Below are 21,772 nucleotides of genomic sequence, written 5' to 3'. Positions count from 1 at the left end.
CCGGAGTGCCTGGTCTGGCACACTGGAGCAGTTGCCGCAGCCGGTGTGCTACCGGCGTGCGCACACAAGCCGACCCCCATCATGTCGTGCACAGTCATGGAACATGCTCTGGGGAGTTCAAGACACGTGAGGAACACCGATGAACATCCTGGACGCACTTGACGCCCAGTCGCTGCGCTCTGACATCCCGGCGTTCCGCGCCGGTGACACGCTGAAGGTTCACGTCCGCGTCATCGAGGGCTCGCGCGAGCGCGTCCAGGTGTTCCAGGGCGTCGTGATCCGTCGCCAGGGCGGCGGCATCCGCGAGACCTTCACGGTCCGCAAGGTGTCGTTCGGCGTCGGCGTCGAGCGCACCTTCCCGGTGCACTCCCCGAACATCTCGGAGATCGAGGTCGTCACCCGCGGTGACGTGCGTCGCGCCAAGCTGTACTACCTGCGCGACCTGCGCGGCAAGGCCGCCAAGATCAAGGAGAAGCGCGAGGCCCGTCCGGTCTCCTGATCGGTGGCTTCGAGCCCAGAAGACGCAGAGGACGCCTCCGCACCGGACGAATCGGAGCGGGGGCGTACTCCTGTTTGGAGAGAAGTTCTCTACGTCGTCGTGACGGCCGTCGTGCTGACGGCGCTGATCCAGGCGTTCGTGGCGCGGGTCTACGTGATCCCCTCGGCGTCGATGGAACGCACGTTGCACGGCTGCTCTGGCTGCGAGAACGACCGTGTGCTGGTCGACAAGCTCACCTACCGGTTCGGCGACATCGAGCCCGGCGAGGTCGTCGTGTTCCGCGGCCCCGAGGCGTGGACGACGCACGACTTCCGCAACGCGCCTTCGACGAATCCCGTCGCACGGGTCGTGCAGAACATCGGTTCGTTGCTCGGTGTTGCGCCCGCGAACGAACGTGACTTCGTCAAGCGTGTCATCGCGCTTCCCGGCCAGACAGTGATGTGTTGCGACGAGCAGCACCGTGTTGTTGTGGACGGCAAACCGCTCGATGAGCCGTATGTGTACTGGCAGCCCGGCAGTTCGCCGGCGGACCACGAGCCGTTCGCTCCGATCCGCGTGCCGGATGGACGGTTGTTCGTCATGGGGGACAACCGGATGAACTCCACCGACTCGCGCAAACAGGGCGGCGGGGGCGTAGCGGGCACAGTGCCGATCGAGAACGTCATCGGCAAGGCGCGGTACGTCGTCTTCCCGAAAGATCGGTGGAGTGTTGTGTCCGATCACAACCCTCAGCCCCTAGGCTGATCTCGTGGTTGACGTCGATCCAGAGCAGACCCCGTCCAGCGACGAGCCCAGTTCGGACGCTTCGGATAAACCTTCGAAGAAGAAGAAAAAGGGCAACTTCTGGAAGGAACTGCCGGTCCTCATCCTGGTCGCGTTCGGCCTCGCGATCGGCATCCAGATCTTCCTCGGTCGTGTCTACATGATCCCGTCGGAGTCGATGGAGACGACGCTGCACGGGTGCACCGACTGCTACGGCGACAGGGTGCTCGTGGACAAGGTCACCTTCCGCTTCACCGAGCCGTCGCCGGGCGACGTGATCGTGTTCCGCGGTCCGCCGTCGTGGCAGAACGACTTCATCACGGAGGGGACGGGCAACCCGATCTCGGAGGGGTTGTCGTGGCTGGGGTCGCTGATCGGGTTGCCGTCGGCGAACGAGGAGGACTTCGTCAAGCGCGTGATCGCCGTAGGCGGGCAGACCGTGAAGTGCTGCGACGAGCAGAACCGCGTGACGGTGGACGGCAAGCCGCTGGACGAGCCGTACAAGCACTTCGACGAGGGCACGCCGGCCGAGCAGGAGTCGTTCGAGGAGCTCAAGATCCCGGACGGCATGTTGTTCGTGCTCGGTGACAACCGCAACCACTCGTGCGACTCGCGGTGCCAGGGGCAGGGCGGGCTCAACGGGCTGGTGCCGGTGGGCAACGTGATCGGCAAGGCGCGCGTGATCGTGCTGCCTCCGTCGAGGTGGGGCGGGGTGTCGGACCACAACCCGCAGGTCGTTTCGATGGGTGCGCCGGGCTGGCAGCAGAACGTTCCGATGGGCCTGGGTATCGTCGCTGCGTGGCCGCTTCTGCTGCTGGGACGTCGAGTGCGAGACCGATTCCGCCGATGACGATGCTGATGCCGCCCCGAGCCGTGGTGAGGGGTTCGTCGGGGAACTGGGCGTTGCAGGGCTCGCTGGAGCGCCGCGGACTGGGGCCGGTCGCCGGTGTCGACGAGGCCGGGCGCGGGCCGTGCGCCGGGCCTTTGGTGATCGCGGCGTGCGTGCTGCGGCCGGGTGACGCGGCGCGGCTCGAGGGCCTGAACGACTCGAAGCTGATGACGGCGCTGGCGCGGGACCGGATGTACGACCTGGTGCTCAAGCGTGCCGTGGATCACTCCGTGGTCGTCGTGTCGCCCGCCGAGATCGACTGGCTGGGCATCCACGTCATGAACCTGGAGGGCATGCGGCGCGCGGTGGCGCGGATGGCGACGCATCCCGGGTACGTGCTGACGGACGGGTTCAAGGTGCCGGGGATGCCCGCGCCGAGCGTCGCGGTGGTCAAGGGCGACCAGGCGGCGGCGTGCGTTGCGGCGGCATCCGTGCTGGCCAAGGTCACGCGGGACCGGATCATGGAGGATCTGCACGCGCGGTATCCCCAGTACGGGTTCAACGTGCACAAGGGCTACTGCACGCCGGAGCACACAGCTGCGTTGATGGAACACGGGCCGTGTGCGGAGCATCGCTGGTCGTATGTAAATGTGGCAGCAGCGGCTTCGAAGCACGGTCTCGCCGCGCCGCACAGGGTGGCGCGCGGTACGACCGCGAACGCCGTGGTCCAGAATGAGGCAGCCCCGGCTGACGTCGGGGAGCTCGCGACGAGGGAGGGCGCGGAGCAGATGACCCGCGCGGAGGCGTAATGAGTGCAGAGGATCTCGAGAAGTACGAGACCGAGATGGAGCTGTCGCTGTACAAGGAGTACCGCGACATCGTCAGCCAGTTCTCGTTCGTCGTGGAGACCGAACGGCGTTTCTACCTGGCCAACTCGGTGGACGTGCAGGTGCGCAACGCCGATGGCGAGGTGTACTTCGAGGTGCGCATGTCGGACGCGTGGGTGTGGGACATGTACCGCCCCGCGAGGTTCGTCAAGAACGTTCGTGTCATCACGTTCAAGGACGTGAACGTGGAGGAGCTGGACAAGCCGGACCTTCGCCTGCCGGAAAGCGGGCCGTTCCCCACATAGCACACCCCACCGACAGTTCCGCCGTTTCAAGATCGACAACGGCCGACTTGTCCACAGCCGCCGAGTTGTCCACAGATTCCCCTCAGCCCGGCCACCCACCCCGCCCCACCCTGCAAGGTCGTACCCAACGACCCACAGAAGGCGAGGGCAGTGGTGGTGGCACAGACGCTGGTCGAGACCAGGCAGCAGGAGCTGGGCCGTCAGGGGGAGGACCTGGCGTGCAGGTACCTGGAGGGGCAGGGCCTGGTGGTCCTGTCGAGGAACTGGACGTGCCGCGACGGCGAGCTCGACGTCGTGGCCGTGGAAGGCGACCGCCTGGTCGTCTGCGAGGTCAAGACCCGGTCCGGTCCTGTGTGGGGCCGGCCGGACGAGGCCGTGGACGAACGCAAGCTCTCCCGCCTGCGCCGAACAGCCCTGCGCTGGCTGGGCGCTCACGGCGTCGGCTGGTGCAACGTCCGCGTCGACCTGATCTCGGTCACCTGGCCGCCTGACGGCGAAGCGCGCCTGCAGCACCTGCGGGGAGCCTGAGGTGGCGCTGGCGCAGGCGTGGTCCGTCGCCCTCTACGGCGTCGACGGCTTGGCCGTCGAGATCGAGGCCGACGTGGGCGTGGGCCAGCCCCGCACGCATCTCCTCGGCCTTCCCGACGCGTCCTTGCACGAGTCGAAGGAGCGGGTGAAGGCCGCCGTCCGCAACAGCGAGGAGGAGTGGCCGAAGCAGCGCATCGTGCTGGGTCTGTCGCCGGCGAACCTGCCGAAGGGCGGAAGCAGCTACGACCTGGCCATCGCCTGCGCCACCCTGGCCGCCGCCGGTTCGGTCCCGTGCGAGCGCCTGGCCACCACCGTGCTGCTGGGCGAGCTCGCCCTCGACGGCCGGATCCGCCAGGTCCGAGGCGTCCTCCCGTCGCTGCTCGCGGCCCGCCGCGCCGGCCTGCGCACCGCGATCGTGCCGGTGGACGCACTACCGGAGGCGTCCCTCGTGGACGGCCTGGAGATCCACGGCGCGCACACGCTCTCCGAGGTCCTCGCCTGGCTGAGGACAGAGAACGTGGAGCTGCTGTCCCCGTCGGAATCGGCCGAACCACCGCTTCCGGAGGTCCCGGACCTGGCCGACGTGGTGGGCCAGCCGGAGGCCCGCTGGGCGCTGGAGGTGGCCGCAGCGGGCGCTCATCACCTGCTGCTGACGGGCCCGCCCGGCACCGGCAAAACGATGCTCGCCGAACGCCTGCCAGGCCTGCTCCCACCGCTGACTCGCCAAGAGGCCCTGGCGGTGACCGCGGTCCACTCGGTGGCCGGCGTCCTGTCGTCCGACTACCCGCTGGTCGCCAGCCCGCCGTTCGTGAACGTCCACCACACGACGTCGATCGCGGCCCTGATCGGCGGCGGCAGCGGAATGGCGAAGCCGGGCGCGGCCTCCCGGGCCCACAAGGGCGTGCTGTTCCTCGACGAGGCCTGCGAGTTCGGCCAGAAGACCATCGACACCCTCCGCACGGCCCTGGAAGACGGCGAGGTCCGCATCCCGCGCCGCGACGGCATAGCCCGCTACCCGGCCCGCTTCCAGCTGATCCTGGCCACGAACCCGTGCCCGTGCGCGCCGCCGAAGGAGATCGACTGCATCTGCACCACCACAGTCCGCCGCCGCTACCAGGCCCGCCTGTCCGGCCCGCTGCTGGACCGCGTGGACCTCCGAGTCCGAATGCGAGCGACCACAGCCATGTCCAACGCCGACGCCGCCCCACCAGAATCCACCGAGGTGGTCCGCGAACGAGTCCTCAAGGCCAGATCCCGCGCCGCCACCCGCTGGTCGGCCCACGGCCACACCTGGCCCACCAACGCAGTGGTCCCAGGCCCGGCCCTGCGCCGCGAATTCGCCCTCCCACGCCCCACCACAGCACTCCTGGACCGAGCCCTCGCGACCGGCGCCCTGACAGGCCGAGGCGCCGACCGCTGCCTACGAGTCGCCTGGACCCTCGCCGACCTGGCCGAAGCCGACCGCCCAACCCCAGACCACGTAGCCGCAGCCCTCAGCTTCCGAGAACGCCGAACCCCAACCTAACCCTGCCCCACGCCCACCCCAGGCCGCATTCCCGCTGGCTCGCCCCGCCGGCTCGCCCCGCCGGCTCACGCCGCTGGCTCGCCACGCCGCCCCCACCGGCCCACGTCGAACACCGCCAGCTCACGCCCCACTCCGTCGACCTGCGCCTGCGTACGCCGCACCCCCGTCTGCCCATCCCCGTCGCCCGCCGCACCCCGCTGGCTGCTGCACCCCGCAGTCCCGCACTCGACCTCGCCGGCCTACACACGACCGGCCGATCCCACGCCGTATCCCTAGGTGCCCCACCCATAGGCGCATTTCCCACCTGCGGCTCACCCGGCCAAGGCTCCTGCCTGCGGCTCAGCGGCCTGGCTGGCTCCCAGGCCATCGACCCAGCACGCCACTGCGGGCCACCGGCCTACCGGCTCACGAGCTGCCATCCCCGACTCCGCGCCTGGCTCCAGCCGAGCAGGCGCTCGTTCACCCCGCGAGCGCCTGCTCACCCACCAGAGCTCAGCCAACCGGCACCGAGTCACTGCCCACCCGCCACAACCCACACGCCAACGGCGGCCAACGTGTCCTGACCCCGGTCGTCCAGAGCTCGACCCCGAAGCCGCCGGGCGCGGAGCCCCACTCCCACTTCGCGCCCGGCACCCATCCCAACCGCGACACCCAAGGCGCCGGACGAAGAGCCTCGAGCCTCGGCTCGCGTCCGGTCATCGAGCGGGCCGCTCGCCCCTTCCCCAGCGGGCGGCCCGCTCACCCCGCGTCCTTCAGCTCACCGGACCGGCTCCCACCCCGTGTCCGGTGTCGAGCGGGCCGTCCGCCCCCAACCGGGCGGCCCGCTCACCTTCCCCATCCCGAACAGGAACCCCGACCATGACCTCACTCCTCGTCCCAGCCGCTGCATCGACCCTTCCAGCGCCGCTGCATCTGCCGTGCACAGTCCGCAGGCGCTCCGTCGGCGCCAGCCCACCGAACCCGTGGCGGCCGGATCCCTGGCATCGCTGGTTGCCCTGGTGGTGGTTCCGGTGACATCGCCCCCGACCGATGCCGTCCGCCTGGCCAGGGCCTACCTCTCTCGCGTGGCCGAGCCCTTCCCCGCGGCGCTTGCGGCTCTGGTCGTTCAGGTCGGGCCGGTCGAGGCCGCGGAGCTCGTGCGGGCGGGTGAGGTGTCGCCATCTGTTGCCAGTCAGACTTCTGCTCGCCGTGCCGAGGAACGCGCTCATGAGGACGTCGAGCGCATTGCCAAGATCGGTGGGCGGCTGGTCATCCCCGAGGACGACGAGTGGCCGCGGTGGCCGTTCGTGGCGCTGGCCAACGCGCGGAGGGCTGGTGGTGAGCCGCTCGCGTTGTGGGTTCGGGGGCCGCACGACCTGGCCGAGGCTGTGGACAAGGCCGTGGCGATCGTCGGGTCGCGGGCTGCTAGCGGGTACGGCGAGCATGTTGCCGCCGAGTTCGCGTACGGGTTGGCGCAGGCCGGTGTGACCGTCGTGTCCGGTGCGGCGTACGGGATTGATGGCGCTGCTCATCGCGGTGCGCTCGGGGCCGGCGGGTTGACTGTCGCGGTTTTGGCGTGCGGGGCCGACTTCGCTTATCCCGCTGGGCATCAGGGACTGCTCGGCAAGATCTCGCGGGAAGGTCTGATCGTCAGTGAGTACGCGCCGGGCGTGATGCCTGCGCGGCATCGGTTTCTCACTCGCAACCGGCTCATTGCCGCGTTGGGTGGTGGCACCGTTGTCGTGGAGGCCGGGAGGCGTAGCGGGGCCAAGAACACCGCTGCGATCACGCTTGCGCTGGGGCGGCAGTTGATGGTGGTGCCTGGGCCCGTGACGTCCGCGAGTTCGGTCGGGTGTCACGAGTTGTTGCGGGACGGGCAGGCCGTGTCGGTGAGCTCTGTGGCCGAGATCGTCGAGTCGGTGGGGCGGTTCGGGGACGACCTCGCCACCGAGCCCGCCGAGAAGGAGAGCGAGCTCGGGGCGCCGCAAGGGGAGGCCATGCGCGTGTACGAGGCCCTGGGCAAGCGGTGCGGGGTCAGTGACGAGGTCGTGTCGGTCGAGTCCGGGGTGCCGTTGGAACGGGTTCGGGCGTTGTTGCCCGAGCTGGAGCTCGCCGGACTGGCGCTGCAGGCCGACGAGGGCTGGCAGAAGCTGGAGGTGCGGTGATCAGCTGACGTGGATTCCGAGGTCCGCCGCACCAGGTCTGTCCACTGTGGACTGGAAGGTGCGGGTCCGAGCGAGCGGTGTGGAGGACGTGACCTGCGGCTTCGCTTTCCTCATCGAGAGGTGTCGCCGGCCTCGTTCCTGGTGTCGTTGTCGGTGTCCTGGTCGTTGTCGCGCAGCACGAGGGCGGCGATCACGGCGTCGGCGAGGGCTTCGGCCTTCTGCTGCTTCATGCCGAGTGAGAGGGCGCGGGTGAGCGCGATCTGGCGCACCTCGGCCAGTTGGCTCGTGGTGAGCGGCGTCGACGGCAGTTCGAGGGGCTTGAGCTGCTTGCCCCGCAGCCTGTGCCACGCCTTGCGCATGGCGTTGGCGGTGCCGTCTCGCACGGCTTTGCCGACGCTGTCCGAGACCGCGGTGATCACGCTGCCGGACACGAGGGCGATCACCGGGGTCGCCATCGCGACGATGTCGCCCAGACCGAAGCCCAGCGGGTCGTCGTAGGCGCGGCGCAACCTGCGTTCCGCCTGCTTGGGGCTTTCCAGGTAGGGGGTCGCGACCACGTCGAACGAAGGCAGCTCCTCTGGAGCGATCTTGCGTACGACTCGGCGGGCGAGCTCGTCGGCTGTTCGGACGGTGGTGCTGGCTACCATCGCTACTCCGAAAGGTGATCTGTGCGGGCCACCAAACCCCTGGTCGTCACAGGGAGTTGAAACGTTATCGTGTTCGCGATCATGAGAGCGCTCTCAAACGGCGCGGGGGTGTGGCGATACTTGACCAAACGCCCCGACTGGCGCAGCGTCTTGGCCTATGTCCCCGCCGCCGCATGGTCGGACACGTCGTGTCGATCTCGTTCGCCTGCGCGAAAAACTGCCGGCGTCCGTCGCAGACGTGTTGCGGCAGTACGAACGGCACTTGACGTTGGAACGTGACCTGTCACCGCACACCGTGCGTGCCTACGTCGGTGACGCTGTGGCGTTGCTGGGACATGTCGCCGGGAATAACCCTGATGAAGCCGACATCGGACGAATCGACCTGACGAGCTTGCGGTCCTGGCTTGCCGCACAACGCACTGCGGGCGCCAGTCGCACGACGCTCGCACGACGTGCCGCAGCTGCGCGGACGTTCACCGCGTGGGCACATCGTGGTGGCCATCTGGCTGCGGATCCGGGCCCTCGGCTCGCTGCGCCGAGGCCGCACCGGACGTTGCCGTCCGTGTTGCGCGCGGACCAGGCGAAGGACGCGATGGCCGCCGTATCCTCCGGTGCTTCCGAGGGCGATCCGGTTGCGCTGCGTGATCAGGCCGTGGTGGAGTTGCTGTACGCCACAGGTATCCGCGTGGCTGAGCTCTGTGGTCTTGATCTCGACGACGTGGACTACTCCCTAAGGGTGATTCGGGTTCTGGGCAAAGGTGGACGCGAGCGCAGCACGCCGTTCGGCGTGCCGGCTGAGCGAGCGCTGCGCCGGTGGCTCGACGAGGGGCGAAACACCCTGGTAGCACCGGATTCGCCACCGGCTTTGTTCCTCGGCGCCCGCGGCGGCCGGCTGAACCAGCGAGCCGTTCGGACTCTGGTGCACGAGGTCGTCGCCGTGGTACCGGATGCGCCGGACATCGGGCCGCACGGGTTGCGCCACTCCGCTGCGACCCATTTGCTGGAAGGAGGAGCGGACCTGCGCACCGTCCAAGAACTGCTTGGTCACGCTACGCTCGCAACGACTCAGCTTTACACACACGTCACTGTCGAACGGCTGAAGGCGATCCATGACCGAACCCACCCCCGTTCCTGACGCCCCAGGGGGAGGATCGCGTACGGCGACCGTGCCCCCTGAACCCGTCCTGCCCGCACCTGCGGCGAAGCAGGCGAGCAACGGGCAGCGTCAGAACGGCGCGCCGCGCACCGAGGCGAGTTCCGAGCCCGGTGCCGACACGCATGTCAACGGCACTCCCGCAGCCGTTCCGACTGCCGTGACGCGCGCGGATGTCAGGTCTGGTGACGACGTCGAGGCCGGCATCGTCGCGCTGTGGCGCAGCTACGGCGAGTCCCGTGATCAGGGTCAGCGCGACCGCCTGGTGTTGCACTACGCGCCGCTCGTCAAGTACGTCGCCGGTCGCGTCGGCACGGGCCTTCCCGCCCACGTGGACGTGGCCGACCTGATCCAGTCCGGCATCTTCGGCCTGGTCGACGCGATCGAGAAGTTCGAGCCGGAACGCGGCCTCAAGTTCGAGACCTACGCCATGCAGCGCATCCGCGGCGCGATCCTCGACGACCTGCGCTCCCAGGACTGGGTGCCGCGCTCGGTCCGCAGCCGCGCCCGCGACGTGGAGCGCGCCCTCGAACGCCTCGGCGCCAAGCTGCAGCGCACGCCCACCGACCGCGAGCTCGCCGCAGAGCTCAAGATCGGCCTGGCCGAGCTGCGCGAGCTCTACGGCCAGCTCCAGCTGACCAGCGTCGTCGCCCTCGACGAGCTGATCGCCCCGAACAAGGGCGGCGCCTCCCTGGCCGAGTCGTTGCCAGACGACGACGCGGAAGACCCCGTGGCGAGCCTCGTCGACCAGGACAGCCGCCGTCAGCTGGCCGACGCGATAGCCCAGCTCGCCGAACGCGACCGCGTGGTGGTGACCCTCTACTACTTCGAGAACCTGACCCTCGCCGAGATCGGCAAGGTCCTCGGCGTCACCGAGTCCAGGGTCTGTCAGCTGCACACCCGCGCCGTCCTGCGCCTGCGCACCAAGCTCAACGAGCAGTCCGAAGCCTGACCAGAGACCGCCCCGAACACCGAAAACGGGCCTTCAAACCTCCTTCCGCCGCTTGCCACGGCTAATTCACTCGAACGGGTGGCCGTTGGACTGCTCCAACCACGGGCCGTGGCGCAGGCCCGGTGCGGTCCGAGGCCAGGAGCAGGTGAGCCGGGAGGCGGTCGGTGAGCGTTGCCACCTCCCGGCACCTGCCGGGCGCCTGCGGCGCGCAACGGGGTCGCGCCGCGATCAACCGCCAGGACAGCGGCGGGAAGCGCCCGATCGGACCGCCGTGCGGCGTGACGGGTCGCCGCGTGGCGGAGGTCTGGCTGGTTGAGGTTGGGTGCCGCGTCTTTCAGCGGCGGCGGGGTTGTCGGTGGCAGCCGGGTTGTCAGCGGCGGCCGGGTTGTTGAGCCGTACTGGTCGGGATGCGGCGCTGTGGGCGTGGGGGCTGGTGGCTGCGCCGGGCGTTCTGGTGCAGGTGCGCGGTAGTGCTCGACCAGGGTTGTCGTGGGCGTATTGGGCCGCAGCGCGGCGGGGGCTAGCGGGGTTGGGTGCCGCGTCTTTCAGCGCGGGAGGGTTGTAAGCGGCGTCAAGGTTGTTGGCCGTACTGGTCGGGATGCGGCGCTGTGGGCGTGGGGCCCGGTCGCCGCGTCGGGCGTTCTCGTGCGGGTGAGCTGGCGTTCTGCGGTGGAAGGGCGGTCGTTCGGCCGGCCGGGGGATGAGCCGCTGTGGAGGCACGGACCGGATCGGTGGCCGCGTTGGCGGGTTGCGTGCAAGCACGGCGGTGGGAAGGGCACGGGTGGGCTTGCGGGGCGCGGTGTGGTTGGGGTGCCGCGTGGGTGGGTTCCGGGCGCACCGTGAGCAGCCCCTGATGCGTCGCCGCCGCGTGTAGCCGTTACGTGCAATCGCCGCCACGTGCGACCCGCTGCGTGCTACTCCCGCCACGTGCGACCCGCTGCGTGCGACTCCCGCCACGTGCGCCCGCTGTGGCGTGCAGCTGCCGTGAGCGGTCGTTGCGTGCAGTCGCCGTGACCAGTCGCCGCGTGCAGCCCTCGCGCGCAGTCGCTGTGACGAGCGACGAACGACGAGCGACTGGCGCGGTTGGGGCGGGCGCTGTTCGTTGGCTAGCCGCCTCTGGCTGGTGGTGCGGGGCCTAGCGGCAGGAGGCGTACTCGGCCCGTCGAGACCAGGCGTAGCGGGTCCAGGTACTCGTGGCCTCGGCGTGCGCCCCAGTGCAGGCAGGGGGATGGGCAGTGGCCCTCTTGCAGGTGGCCGATCACCTCGCCTCGGCGCACCTGGCGGCCGGTGGTGACCGCGGGTTCGACGGGTTCGTAGGTCGTGCGCAGGTTGCCGCGGTGTTCCAGGGACACCAGCGTTCGGGCGGCTACTGCGCCTGCGTAGATCACCACTCCGTCTGCTGCGGCCAGGACTGCTGTGCCTGCTGGGGCGGACAGGTCGACTCCTCGGTGGCCTGGGCCGAAGAGGGACGTGGGGGCTTGGAACGCGCGTACTACCGGGTGGGGTGGGGGTAGGGGCCAGGTGAAGCGGGTGGTGGGTGTCGGGGCCAGGAGGGCCGTGAGGAGCAGGGCGGTGGGGAGGAGGGGCATGGGTTCACCGTGGGGGATGGGGCACCCCGGGGACCAGCGGTGATCGGGGAACTGTGGATTACTCGCCGGTTGTGGACAACTACCCCGGGCGAGATGGGGGCGATTCGAAGTTTGTCGGGGGTGGGGAGTAGACTTTTGGGTGCGTCCCGTCTGTGCGCGGGACGACTTCGCGTGCCAACGCAGATCCGACCGGCTGATTTCAGCAGGGTCGAGTCACGACGTCCGACGGTCCTGACGGTGCAGAGATGCTCCGCGGGTGCGGACGGCGGCCACGGCACCAGGGCTGAAGGCCGACCGGCCGGAGGCGTCAACCGAACCGACGCGCAAAGGCGAGACCTGGCGCGTCCGACAGATGAGGTGCGAACCGGCCATGGCCGTCGTAACCATGAAGCAGCTGCTCGACAGCGGCGTGCACTTCGGGCACCAGACCCGGCGCTGGAACCCGAAGATGAAGCGCTACATCTTCACCGAGCGCAACGGCATCTACATCATCGACCTGCAGCAGACGCTGACCTACATCGACCGGGCTTACGAGTTCGTCAAGGAGACGGTCGCGCACGGCGGGTCGATCCTGTTCATCGGCACGAAGAAGCAGGCGCAGGAGGCCATCGCCAACGAGGCGCTCCGCGTCGGCATGCCCTACGTGAACCAGCGCTGGCTGGGCGGCATGCTCACCAACTTCTCGACCGTGCACAAGAGGCTCCAGCGCCTCAAGGAGCTCGAGTCGATGGAGCAGACCGGCGGCTTCCAGGGTTTCACCAAGAAGGAAATCCTGATGATGAACCGCGAGAAGGACAAGCTGGAGCGCACGCTCGGCGGTATCCGCGACATGTCCAAGGTGCCCAGCGCCGTGTGGATCGTGGACACCAAGAAGGAGCACATCGCGGTCGGTGAGGCTCGCAAGCTGAACATCCCGATCGTGGCGATCCTCGACACGAACTGCGACCCGGACGAGGTCGACTACCCGATCCCGGGCAACGACGACGCGATCCGTTCCGCCGCCCTGCTGACCAAGGTCGTGGCCGAGGCCGCCGCCGCCGGTCTCATGCAGCGCTCCGGCGCCCGTCGCGACGCCGCCGAGGGCCAGGACAAGCCCGAGGTCGCCGCTGACGAGCCGCTGGCGGAGTGGGAGCAGGAGCTCCTCACCAACACCACGGCCGAGGCTCCGGCCGAGCAGCCCGTCCAGTCCTGATCTCCCCCACGCGGCGCCCGCACACCAGCGGGCGCCGCGTGACTCAAGCGCGTACATCGCAGAAGGAAAACGATGGCGAACTACACCACCGCGGACGTCAAGAAGCTCCGCGAGCTGACCGCCGCCGGCATGATGGACTGCAAGAAGGCCCTGGACGAGGCTGACGGCGACTTCGACAAGGCCGTCGAGATCCTGCGCATCAAGGGCGCCAAGGACGTCGGCAAGCGCGCCGAGCGCACCACGTCCAACGGCCTCGTCGCCGTCAAGGACGGCGCGATGGTCGAGCTGCGCTGCGAGACCGACTTCGTGGCCAAGAACGCCGACTTCATCGCCCTGGCCGACGACATCGTCGCGATCGCCAAGGCCAACAAGGTCGCCGACGTCGAGGCCCTCAAGGCCGTCGAGGTCGACGGCAAGACCGTCGACGCGCTGGTCCAGGAGTTCTCCGCCAAGATCGGTGAGAAGCTCGAGCTGGCCAAGGCCGTCGACTTCGACGGCACCGTCTCGGTCTACCTCCACCGGCGTGCCGCCGACCTGCCGCCGGCCGTCGGCGTGCTGGTCGAGTACACCGGCGACAACGCCGAGGCCGCCAAGGGTGCCGCGATGCAGATCGCCGCGATGCGCCCGAAGTTCGTCACCCGTGACGAGGTTCCCGAGGAGCTCGTCGCCAACGAGCGCCGCATCGCCGAGGAGACCGCTCGCGAGGAGGGCAAGCCCGAGGGTGCGCTCCCCAAGATCGTCGAGGGTCGCGTCAACGGCTTCTTCAAGGACGTCGTGCTCCTCGAGCAGGCTTCCGTGACCGACAGCAAGAAGACGGTCAAGGCTCTTCTGGACGAGGCCGGCGTGACGGTGACCCGTTTCGCTCGGTTCGAGGTCGGCCAGAGCTGATTCGCATGAGGGCGGGGTTGCAAGCACCGGCGACCCCGCCCTTGGCGTGTCTACAGACTTCCCAATGGCGCGAGGAGAAGGACCTGTGAGCGAAGAAGGTAGCCACGGCTACAGCCGGGTGATGCTCAAGCTCGGTGGCGAGATGTTCGGCGGTGGTGGCGTCGGTGTTGATCCCGACGTCGTCCAGACAGTCGCCAAGCAGATCGCGGCCGTCCACAAGTCCGGCGTGCAGGTGGCCGTCGTGATCGGTGGTGGCAACTTCTTCCGCGGGTCCGAGCTCCAGCAGCGCGGCATGGACCGTTCGCGCGCCGACTACATGGGCATGCTCGGCACGGTCATGAACTGCCTGGCGTTGCAGGACTTCCTGGAACGCGAGCACGGCATCGACACCCGCGTGCAGACGTCGATCCAGATGACGCAGGTCGCCGAGTCCTACATCCCGCGCCGCGCGATGCGCCACCTCGACAAGGGCCGCGTCGTGATCTTCGGTGGCGGCGCCGGCCTGCCGTACTTCTCCACGGACACCACGGCCGCCCAGCGCGCGCTGGAGATCGGTTGCGAGATCGTCCTGATGGCCAAGGCCGTCGACGGCGTCTACACGGCCGACCCCAAGATCGACCCCGACGCGTTGATGTTCGACAACATCACCCACCGCGAGGTGCTGGAACGCGGCCTCAACGTCGCCGACGCCACGGCCTTCAGCCTCTGCATGGACAACAACATGCCGATCCTCGTCTTCAACCTCCTCACCGAGGGGAACATCGCGCGCGCGGTGCGTGGTGAGAAGATCGGAACTCTGGTCAGCACCCCCGGTGGCCGCCCGGCCTTCTAGACCTGGTGGGATCTGACCAGGACCGGGATTTGGGCACGTAAACGCAGAGCAAGGAGCAGTCGTGATCGACGAGACCCTCCTCGACGCCGAGGAGAAGATGGAAAAGGCGGTTTCGGTGGCGAAGGAGAACCTCGCCTCCGTTCGAACCGGTCGTGCGACTCCCTCGATGTTCAACCGAATCCACGTCGACTACTACGGCTCGCCCACGCCGCTGAACCAGATGGCCAGCATCAGCGTGCCTGAGGCGCGGATGGCGGTCGTGAAGCCGTACGACGCGAGCCAGCTGAACGCGATCGAGAAGGCGATCCGGGACTCCGACCTGGGCGTCAACCCCGGCAACGACGGCACCGTGATCCGCGTCGTGATCCCGCAGCTCTCCGAGGAGCGCCGCCGGGACATGGTGAAGGTCGCCAAGGCCAAGGGCGAGGACGCGCGCGTCTCCGTTCGCGGTGTCCGCCGCAAGGCGAAGGAAGAGATCGACAGGCTCGTCAAGGACGGCGAGGTCGGCGAGGACGACGGCGCTCGTGGTGAGAAGGAGCTCGACGCTCTCACCCACAAGTACACCGCGCAGGTCGACGAGCTCGTGAAGCACAAGGAAGCCGAGCTTCTCGAAGTCTGATGTTCCTGAAGGTTCGCCCGGCCGAGTCACGGCAGGCGTAGCAGCCCTGGCCGGGCGGAGGTCGTGATGGGAGCACAGGTGGCAGGCGGTCCAACGGACGTGCCCGCGTCGAAGCCGTCGCGCGCGGGACGTGACCTGCGTGCGGCGATCCTGGTCGGCGTCGGGCTCGGCGCCCTGGTCATCTTGTCGCTGCTGACCGTCCGCCAGACCTTCATCGGCATCGTCGCGGCAGCCGTGGCGGTGTCGACGTGGGAGCTGACGAACGCCTTCAAGAAGGGCGGCATCAACGTCGCCCTGTGGCCCGCGCTCATCGGCGGTCAGGCGATCATCTGGCTGTCCTGGCCGCTGGAGCGCGCCGGCATGATGACCGGGTTCGTGGTCACCGTGCTGGTGTGCATGATCTGGCGGTTCCGCGGCGGTTCCGACGGCTACCTGCGTGACCTCAGCGCATCCGTGTTCACCGTCGCGTACATCCCGGTCTTCGCGTCGTTCGCGGCGATGCTCGTCGTACCCGAGGACGGTGCGGGCCGCGCGTTCGCGTTCCTCATCGGTGTCGTGCTGTCCGACGTCGGCGGCTACGTGGCCGGTGTCTTCCTCGGCAAGCACCCGATGGCGCCGACGATCAGCCCGAAGAAGTCGTGGGAGGGCTTCGCCGGCTCGATGATCGCGGGCATGGTCGGTGGCGCGATCACCGTCACCACGCTGCTCGACGGCCAGTGGTGGCACGGTGTCCTGTTCGGTGCCGCCCTCGTCATCACGGCCACCGCAGGCGACCTGGTCGAGTCGTTGATCAAGCGCGACCTCGGCATCAAGGACATGGGCACGCTGCTGCCCGGCCACGGCGGACTGATGGACCGGATGGACTCGCTCCTGCCGTCCGCCGTCGCCTCCTGGCTGCTGCTGCACCTGTTCGTGCAGTGACGGTTTCCGCGCAACGCCGCAACTAGTGGTCGTGAGAGACCACGAGGCAATGGCGGCGTTCGAGCGGATCTACCGCGACAACGTCGGCGCGATCACTCGGTACTTCGCCAGGCGGTGCCTTGAACCGCAGCTAGTGGCCGACCTGACCGCGGACACCTTCGTTCGTGCGATCACGTCGTTCCCGACGTTCGACTCTTCGAGAGGAACGGCGGCCAGCTGGCTGTACGGCATCGCCCGCAAGGCCTTCGCCGCACACTGCGAACAGTCGGCTCGGGGCGCCGAGCTGGTGCGCCGGGTCGGCGGCAGGCGGGAGCTCGGCCGCGACGAGCTGGCCGAGCTGGAGGCGCGGATCGACGCCGAACAACGCGGCCGTCTGCTGCTCGGACGGCTGCGGTCGCTGCCCGAGATCGAACGAGAAGCGATCGAGCTCGTCCATCTCGATGGTCTCGCACCCAAGGAAGCGGCCGAAGCGCTCGGCGTGCCGAAAGGGGCGATGCGGTCTCGGCTGTACCGCGCCATGGCACGCATGCGCGATGACGTGGAGGTGCAGGCAGATGAGCAAGTTTGAGGACAACCTGTGGGCTGAGCTGCAGCAGGAGCACGGACAAGCGTTGCTGCAGAACATGGCGAAGCGGCAAAGCCGGCGCACGAAACGATGGATCGCCGCAGCAGCAGCGGTCACCGTTCTCGGAACCGGTGCGTTGGCCGCATCGGCCTACTTCGGTGGCGCGCCACCCGCGTATGCCGTGGTCGACAACCCGGACGGGTCGGTGACGTTGACCATCCGGGAGCTGGAGCGGTTCGACGAGGCCACGGCGAAGCTGCGCGACAGGGGTGTTCCGGCGGTCGCGGTGCCGTTGCGGCAGGACTGCGCCGAGAAGGGGGACAGCCTGCAGGTTCCGGTGGCTGCGGTGGACTTCGAGTCCACGCCGGGCCAGTCCAGGATCACGATCACGCCGGGTCGTGTTCCGTCCGGAGCCACGGTGGTGCTCGCGGCGGGTAGCGGTGCTGATGTCTGGATCATCAGCGGCGGGGTCTACCCGGCTGACCGAGTTCCCGCCTGCCTGCCCAGACGCGGAATCTAGTCGTCGTACGGGTCGTCCACCTCGGTGCGCGGTTCGGCCTCGATCACGCGGGACGGGTCGATCACCGAGAACGCCATTCCCGCGTGGTCCTCGACCACGGTGATGCGTCCGTACGGGGTGTCGTAGGGCTCGACGGTCACCCGGCCGCCGAGCTCCAGCACCCGGTACGCGACCGAGTCGATGCCGATCTCGGGAGCGGCGTTGAAGTACACCATCCAGTGCGAACGTTCCCCGTACGGGAACTCGCGGCCCATCTTCTGGCGTCCGATGACCTCGGTGCCCTCGACGGACCACGTCGCGTAGTCCAGCCGGTGCCCGTCGCCGATCTGCGTGATGTCGTAGTGGCAGAGCTCGCCGAAGAACTCGTCGGCCGCCGTGCCGTCACGGGTGTTCAGCTCTGCCCACGCGTAGGCGCCGTGGCCGCCCGTGCCGAAGCGCCAGTCCGGTGGCACGTGGCGGAATCCGACCACGGCGCCCGTCGGGTCGGCGATCACGGTGCTCTGCGTGTGGTCGGCGGCGTCCTCCGGGTTGCGCAGCACTGATCCGCCGAGGTGGAAAGCCTTCTCCGCGGTGGCCCTCGCATGCGGCGTGACCAGGTACAACCGCCACGGTTCCGGTTCGCCCTGCGGCAGTCCCGCCACCGGAATTCCGTCGACCATCGCCACGGTGTAGCCGGCGTCGTCGGCGTAGTGCCAGCCGAACAGGCCGGTGTAGAACTCGATCGCCGCTTTCAGGTCGTCGACGGTTCTCTCGGCCCAGCAAGGACTTCCCGCGAGCAACGGCGCGAGCTGGGGCGTGTTGGGCGCGATCGACACTGCCGCCTCCTGCAGGGAAGAGATGCGATCACGCTACGCCGTAACTGGACGAATTCGAACTGTCACCTGCAAATCGAGGCCCTACAGTGTCTCCGTGAGGGGATTCGTGCGGGCGGCGCTCAACGCGGTGCGTCCGGCAGACGTCGTACCAAGTCCGAACATCTGGCACTGGCCCGACGTGTACGAGGTCGAGAACCGTGCGCAGGACGTGCACGGTGCGATCTGGGCGGCGATACGCGAAGAATGTCCGTTCGCCGGGGTGGACGTCGTCGACATCGGATGCGGCGACGGCTTCCACCTGCCGATCTTCGGCTCGGCCGCGCGGTCGGTCGTCGGCGTCGAACCGCACCCGCCGCTCGTGGTGCGCGCGAAGAACCGCGTGGCGTCGTTGCCGAACGTCCGCGTCGTCTCCGGTCCCGCGCAACGGTTGCCGCTCGACGACGCCTGCGCCGACGTCGTGCACGCCCGCACCGCGTACTTCTTCGGGCCTGGCTGCGAGCCGGGGCTGCGCGAGGCGGACAGGGTGCTGCGGCCGGGCGGCGCGATCGCGATCGTGGACCTGGACGGCGCGGCCCCGCCGTACGGGCCGTGGCTGTGCGCGGACGAGCCGCGCTACGACCCGTCGGCGGTGGAGAAGTTCTTCGCGGACAACGGTTTCTCGCTCACCCGGATCACTGCGGAGTGGCGCTTCGGCAGCCGGGAGGACCTGGAGTCGGTGTTGCGCATCGAGTTCTCCGCCAAGGTCGCGGAACGCGCGATCGCGTCGGTCGACGGGTTGAGCTTCCCGGTCGGCTACCGGTTGCACGTGCGCCGCAAACCGCGGGGCCTGATCGTGTGATCGGCGCGCGCTCCACGCGCGATGGCGGACTAGGCTCAGGTTCGTGGAGAAGCGAAACGCAGGCAGGTTGAACCGCCAGGTGGGCGTCGTGGGGCTGGGTTGCTGGCAGCTCGGCGCCGACTGGGGCGAGGTGGACGAGAGCGAGGCGCTCGCGCTGCTGCACGCCGCCGCCGACACGGGTGTCGACTTCTTCGACACCGCGGACGTGTACGGCGACGGGCGCAGCGAGACCCTCGTCGGCCGTTTCCTCAAGGAGCGCAAGGACGACGGCGTCTTCGTCGCGACGAAGATGGGGCGGCGGCTGCCGGCGCAGGTCACGGAGGGGTACAACCGGGAGAACTTCCTCGCGTGGAACGACCGGAGCCGCCGCAACCTCGGTGTCGACACGTTGGACCTCGTGCAGCTGCACTGCCCGCCCACGCCGGTGTACAGCCGCGACGAGGTGTACGACACGCTCGATGAAATGGTTGAGCAGCAACGGATCGCTGCCTACGGCGTGTCCGTGGAGAAGGTCGAGGAGGCGTTGGAGGCGATCAGGCGTCCGCACGTGGCCAGCGTGCAGATCATCCTGAACGCGTTCCGGCTCAAGCCTCTCGAGGAGGTGCTGCCGGCCGCGGCCGAGGCGGGGGTCGCGATCATCGCGCGAGTGCCTCTCGCGTCCGGGTTGCTGACCGGGAAGTACGACAAGGCAACGACTTTCGGCGCGGACGATCACCGCAACTACAACCGCAACGGTGAGGCGTTCGACGTCGGCGAGACCTTCTCCGGGGTTCCCTACGAGGTCGGTCTGGAGGCCGTCGAGCGGTTGCGGCCGCTGGTGCCGGAGGGTGCCACGATGGCGCAGTTCGCGTTGCGCTGGATCATCGACCAGCCCGGTGTCACGGTCGTGATTCCCGGTGCGCGCAACGTGGAGCAGGCGCGGGCGAACTCGCAGGCGGCGGAACTGCAGCCCGTTGACGAGAAGGCCGTCGCGGCGGTGTACGACGAGCTGATCCGGCCGCACGTGCACGACCGGTGGTAGGTCACTCCTCGGCGAGGATGGAGTAGAGCTTGCGGCGCAGCTCGTTGTAGAGCTCGACCGCGCGCGCCTTCTGCTCGGGCGTGCCCGCGTGGGAGATCTGCTCCATCGCGCTGCCGAGCAGCGTGATCGCGGTGCGCAGCTCGCCGTCGACCGGGTCGAGCTGGATGTTGATGTCGCGCCAGGGCGGGGCCGTGTGCTCCGTCCTGCCGTGGTCGGTGAGCGTGAACAGCTTCTTGCCTCCTTCTTCCTCGGCGGAGATGAGGCCTTCGTCGGCGAGCATCTGCAGCGTCGGGTAGACCGAGCCGGGGCTCGGGCTCCAGCCGCCGCCGGTGCGCCTGGCGATCTCCTGAATGATCTCGTAACCGTGCATCGGCCGTTCTGCCAGCAACGACAGAACCGCCGCCCGGACGTTGCCGCGCCTCTGACGGCCGCCCCTGCCGCCGCCTCTTCCTCCGCCTCCGAAGGGGCCGTGGCGGTGCCTGTGGTGGTGCTCTCTGTGGTGTGGTCGCATCATCATGTCGTTAACGATATATCGGAATCTATCGCGATGCAACGGTCGTGGGTTGCCGAAGTTCGTGGGACACTAGATGTGCTATGACCTCGCTTCCCCTTGTCTTCGACGCGCCCAAGCGTGGCCTGCCGCCGCGCCACCTGGTCGACCTCACGCCGGCTCAGCGCGCTGAGGCCGTTGCCGCTCTCGGCGAGAAGCCGTTCCGCGCCAAGCAGCTGTCGAACCACTACTTCAGCCGCCTGACCGTCGACCCGGCCGAGATGACCGACATCCCGGCCACCTCGCGCGACAAGCTCGTCGCCGACCTGATGCCGCCGCTGTTCACGGTCGTGCGCAAGGTCACCACCGACGAGGGGACTACGGCCAAGACGCTCCTGCGCGCGCACGACGGCACGCTCATCGAGTCGGTTCTGATGCGCTACCCGGACCGCGCGACGCTGTGCATCTCGTCGCAGGCGGGCTGCGGCATGGCGTGCCCGTTCTGCGCGACCGGCCAGGGCGGCCTGCAGCGCAACCTGTCGACCGCGGAGATCGTGGACCAGGTGCGCCTGGGCGCCGCGGCGATGCGCGACGGCGAGCTGCCGGGCGGTCCCGGCCGCCTGTCGAACATCGTGTTCATGGGCATGGGCGAGCCGCTCGCGAACTACAAGCGTGTGATCGAGGCCGTGCACCGCATCACGGCGCCGGCACCGGACGGCCTGGGGATCTCGCAGCGCACGGTCACCGTGTCGACGGTGGGGCTGGTGCCGGCGATCCGGAAGCTGACCGAGGAGAAGCTGCAGGTGCGGCTGGCGGTGTCGCTGCACACGCCGGACGACGAGCTGCGCAACACGCTGGTGCCGGTCAACACGCGCTGGGACGTCGCCGAGGTGCTGGAGGCGGCGCGCGGGTACGCGGACCAGACCGGGCGGCGGGTGTCGATCGAGTACGCGCTGATCCGGGACATCAACGACCAGGGGTGGCGCGCCGACCTGCTCGGCAAGAAGCTGCGCAAGCACCTCGGGCAGCTGGTGCACGTGAACCTGATCCCGCTGAACCCGACGCCGGGGTCGAAGTGGGACGCGTCGCCGAAGCCGGTGGAGCGGGAGTTCGTGCGGCGGGTGCGGGAGCAGGGTGTCGAGTGCACCGTGCGGGACACTCGGGGGCAGGAGATCGCGGCTGCCTGTGGGCAGCTGGCCGCGGAGGGCTGAAAGGCCGAACAGAACGGGCTGGACGGAGCCGTCCGGCAGGTTGCCCACGATCGGACTGAGCAGGGACGACGCCACGTCCCCGGAGACACCGTCAGCGGAC

The 21,772-nt window shown here is 68.8% G+C and carries 24 protein-coding genes; 20 read left to right on the top strand and 4 right to left on the bottom strand.

Annotated elements, in window-relative coordinates:
- Positions 1–139: 139 nt before the first annotated feature.
- The 8 genes from rplS to dprA all read left to right on the top strand — a co-directional run bounded on the left by rplS (position 140) and on the right by dprA (position 7,419).
- On the top strand, positions 140–499 hold the full coding sequence (gene rplS / locus ACFOWZ_RS19120) for a 50S ribosomal protein L19 (protein WP_030468020.1): 360 nt from the start codon (positions 140–142) through the stop codon (positions 497–499).
- Between the two features lie 99 nt (positions 500–598).
- Positions 599–1,243: a signal peptidase I gene (gene lepB / locus ACFOWZ_RS19115; protein ID WP_382374255.1), complete on the top strand. Its 645-nt coding sequence runs from the start codon at positions 599–601 to the stop codon at positions 1,241–1,243.
- 4 nt (positions 1,244–1,247) lie between these two features.
- The gene (gene lepB / locus ACFOWZ_RS19110) at positions 1,248–2,111 is read left to right on the top strand and encodes a signal peptidase I (RefSeq protein ID WP_382374253.1); all 864 of its coding nucleotides are present in this window, start codon (positions 1,248–1,250) and stop codon (positions 2,109–2,111) included.
- Entirely contained in the window at positions 2,108–2,899 is a 792-nt protein-coding gene (locus tag ACFOWZ_RS19105; protein WP_382374251.1) for a ribonuclease HII, read from the top strand. Before lepB (ACFOWZ_RS19110) ends, ACFOWZ_RS19105 begins: the two co-directional genes overlap by 4 nt.
- On the top strand, positions 2,899–3,222 hold the full coding sequence (locus ACFOWZ_RS19100; RefSeq protein ID WP_030468024.1) for a DUF2469 domain-containing protein: 324 nt from the start codon (positions 2,899–2,901) through the stop codon (positions 3,220–3,222). Before ACFOWZ_RS19105 ends, ACFOWZ_RS19100 begins: the two co-directional genes overlap by 1 nt.
- A 156-nt stretch (positions 3,223–3,378) precedes the next feature.
- Positions 3,379–3,750 (top strand): YraN family protein, encoded by a 372-nt coding sequence (locus tag ACFOWZ_RS19095; protein WP_051783525.1) that lies wholly within the window; start codon positions 3,379–3,381, stop codon positions 3,748–3,750.
- 1 nt (position 3,751) lies between these two features.
- Positions 3,752–5,275: a YifB family Mg chelatase-like AAA ATPase gene (locus ACFOWZ_RS19090; protein WP_382374247.1), complete on the top strand. Its 1,524-nt coding sequence runs from the start codon at positions 3,752–3,754 to the stop codon at positions 5,273–5,275.
- A gap of 1,010 nt (positions 5,276–6,285) precedes the next feature.
- Positions 6,286–7,419 carry a DNA-processing protein DprA gene (dprA, locus tag ACFOWZ_RS19085; RefSeq protein WP_382374245.1) on the top strand — a complete coding sequence of 378 codons (1,134 nt, stop codon included), beginning with the start codon at positions 6,286–6,288 and terminating at the stop codon, positions 7,417–7,419.
- 110 nt (positions 7,420–7,529) lie between these two features.
- On the opposite strand, the gene ACFOWZ_RS19080 is transcribed toward dprA, so the two are convergent.
- Complete coding sequence (locus ACFOWZ_RS19080) at positions 7,530–8,066, bottom strand: hypothetical protein (RefSeq protein ID WP_382374243.1); 537 nt, start codon at positions 8,064–8,066, stop codon at positions 7,530–7,532.
- A 157-nt stretch (positions 8,067–8,223) separates the two neighbouring features.
- On the opposite strand from ACFOWZ_RS19080, the gene ACFOWZ_RS19075 reads away from it, so the two are divergent.
- Both ACFOWZ_RS19075 and ACFOWZ_RS19070 read left to right on the top strand, forming a co-directional pair.
- Positions 8,224–9,201: a tyrosine recombinase XerC gene (locus ACFOWZ_RS19075; RefSeq protein WP_382374241.1), complete on the top strand. Its 978-nt coding sequence runs from the start codon at positions 8,224–8,226 to the stop codon at positions 9,199–9,201.
- 178 nt (positions 9,202–9,379) lie between these two features.
- On the top strand, positions 9,380–10,171 hold the full coding sequence (locus ACFOWZ_RS19070) for a FliA/WhiG family RNA polymerase sigma factor (RefSeq protein WP_082157643.1): 792 nt from the start codon (positions 9,380–9,382) through the stop codon (positions 10,169–10,171).
- 1,106 nt (positions 10,172–11,277) lie between these two features.
- Here ACFOWZ_RS19070 and ACFOWZ_RS19065 read toward each other — a convergent pair.
- Complete coding sequence (locus ACFOWZ_RS19065) at positions 11,278–11,760, bottom strand: M23 family metallopeptidase (RefSeq protein ID WP_382374239.1); 483 nt, start codon at positions 11,758–11,760, stop codon at positions 11,278–11,280.
- A gap of 370 nt (positions 11,761–12,130) precedes the next feature.
- On the opposite strand from ACFOWZ_RS19065, the gene rpsB reads away from it, so the two are divergent.
- The 7 genes from rpsB to ACFOWZ_RS19030 all read left to right on the top strand — a co-directional run bounded on the left by rpsB (position 12,131) and on the right by ACFOWZ_RS19030 (position 17,297).
- Positions 12,131–12,952, top strand: a complete 822-nt coding sequence (gene rpsB, locus ACFOWZ_RS19060) for a 30S ribosomal protein S2 (RefSeq protein ID WP_030468031.1) — start codon at positions 12,131–12,133, stop codon at positions 12,950–12,952.
- Positions 12,953–13,024: 72 nt separating this feature from the next.
- Positions 13,025–13,840: a translation elongation factor Ts gene (gene tsf, locus ACFOWZ_RS19055; RefSeq protein WP_030468032.1), complete on the top strand. Its 816-nt coding sequence runs from the start codon at positions 13,025–13,027 to the stop codon at positions 13,838–13,840.
- 64 nt (positions 13,841–13,904) lie between these two features.
- Entirely contained in the window at positions 13,905–14,672 is a 768-nt protein-coding gene (gene pyrH, locus ACFOWZ_RS19050) for a UMP kinase (protein ID WP_372497493.1), read from the top strand.
- A gap of 61 nt (positions 14,673–14,733) precedes the next feature.
- Positions 14,734–15,291: a ribosome recycling factor gene (frr, locus tag ACFOWZ_RS19045; RefSeq protein ID WP_030468034.1), complete on the top strand. Its 558-nt coding sequence runs from the start codon at positions 14,734–14,736 to the stop codon at positions 15,289–15,291.
- Between the two features lie 66 nt (positions 15,292–15,357).
- Complete coding sequence (locus tag ACFOWZ_RS19040; protein WP_382374236.1) at positions 15,358–16,212, top strand: phosphatidate cytidylyltransferase; 855 nt, start codon at positions 15,358–15,360, stop codon at positions 16,210–16,212.
- Between the two features lie 31 nt (positions 16,213–16,243).
- The gene (locus ACFOWZ_RS19035) at positions 16,244–16,780 is read left to right on the top strand and encodes an RNA polymerase sigma factor (RefSeq protein ID WP_382374234.1); all 537 of its coding nucleotides are present in this window, start codon (positions 16,244–16,246) and stop codon (positions 16,778–16,780) included.
- Positions 16,767–17,297 carry a hypothetical protein gene (locus tag ACFOWZ_RS19030; RefSeq protein ID WP_382374232.1) on the top strand — a complete coding sequence of 177 codons (531 nt, stop codon included), beginning with the start codon at positions 16,767–16,769 and terminating at the stop codon, positions 17,295–17,297. The genes ACFOWZ_RS19035 and ACFOWZ_RS19030 overlap by 14 nt, the downstream gene beginning before the upstream one ends.
- Here the strand turns inward: ACFOWZ_RS19030 and ACFOWZ_RS19025 are convergent.
- Positions 17,294–18,112: a VOC family protein gene (locus ACFOWZ_RS19025; protein WP_382374230.1), complete on the bottom strand. Its 819-nt coding sequence runs from the start codon at positions 18,110–18,112 to the stop codon at positions 17,294–17,296. The two genes, ACFOWZ_RS19030 and ACFOWZ_RS19025, sit on opposite strands and share 4 nt — an antisense overlap.
- Before the next feature lie 94 nt (positions 18,113–18,206).
- Between ACFOWZ_RS19025 and ACFOWZ_RS19020 the strand changes: the two genes are divergently transcribed.
- Both ACFOWZ_RS19020 and ACFOWZ_RS19015 read left to right on the top strand, forming a co-directional pair.
- Positions 18,207–18,950, top strand: a complete 744-nt coding sequence (locus ACFOWZ_RS19020; protein ID WP_382374228.1) for a class I SAM-dependent methyltransferase — start codon at positions 18,207–18,209, stop codon at positions 18,948–18,950.
- A 43-nt stretch (positions 18,951–18,993) separates the two neighbouring features.
- Positions 18,994–19,971, top strand: coding sequence for an aldo/keto reductase (locus ACFOWZ_RS19015; RefSeq protein WP_382374226.1), 978 nt, complete (start codon positions 18,994–18,996; stop codon positions 19,969–19,971).
- Between the two features lies 1 nt (position 19,972).
- Here ACFOWZ_RS19015 and ACFOWZ_RS19010 read toward each other — a convergent pair whose 3' ends face one another.
- Positions 19,973–20,488, bottom strand: coding sequence for a PadR family transcriptional regulator (locus ACFOWZ_RS19010; protein WP_382374224.1), 516 nt, complete (start codon positions 20,486–20,488; stop codon positions 19,973–19,975).
- Between the two features lie 77 nt (positions 20,489–20,565).
- Here ACFOWZ_RS19010 and rlmN point away from each other — a divergent pair, with 77 nt between their 5' ends.
- Positions 20,566–21,672: a 23S rRNA (adenine(2503)-C(2))-methyltransferase RlmN gene (gene rlmN, locus ACFOWZ_RS19005; RefSeq protein WP_382374222.1), complete on the top strand. Its 1,107-nt coding sequence runs from the start codon at positions 20,566–20,568 to the stop codon at positions 21,670–21,672.
- Positions 21,673–21,772 lie beyond the last annotated feature (100 nt).

The organism is Lentzea rhizosphaerae, from assembly GCF_042649515.1.
Classification (GTDB): domain Bacteria; phylum Actinomycetota; class Actinomycetes; order Mycobacteriales; family Pseudonocardiaceae; genus Lentzea; species Lentzea aerocolonigenes.
This window is presented reverse-complemented; position numbering and strand designations above follow the sequence as displayed.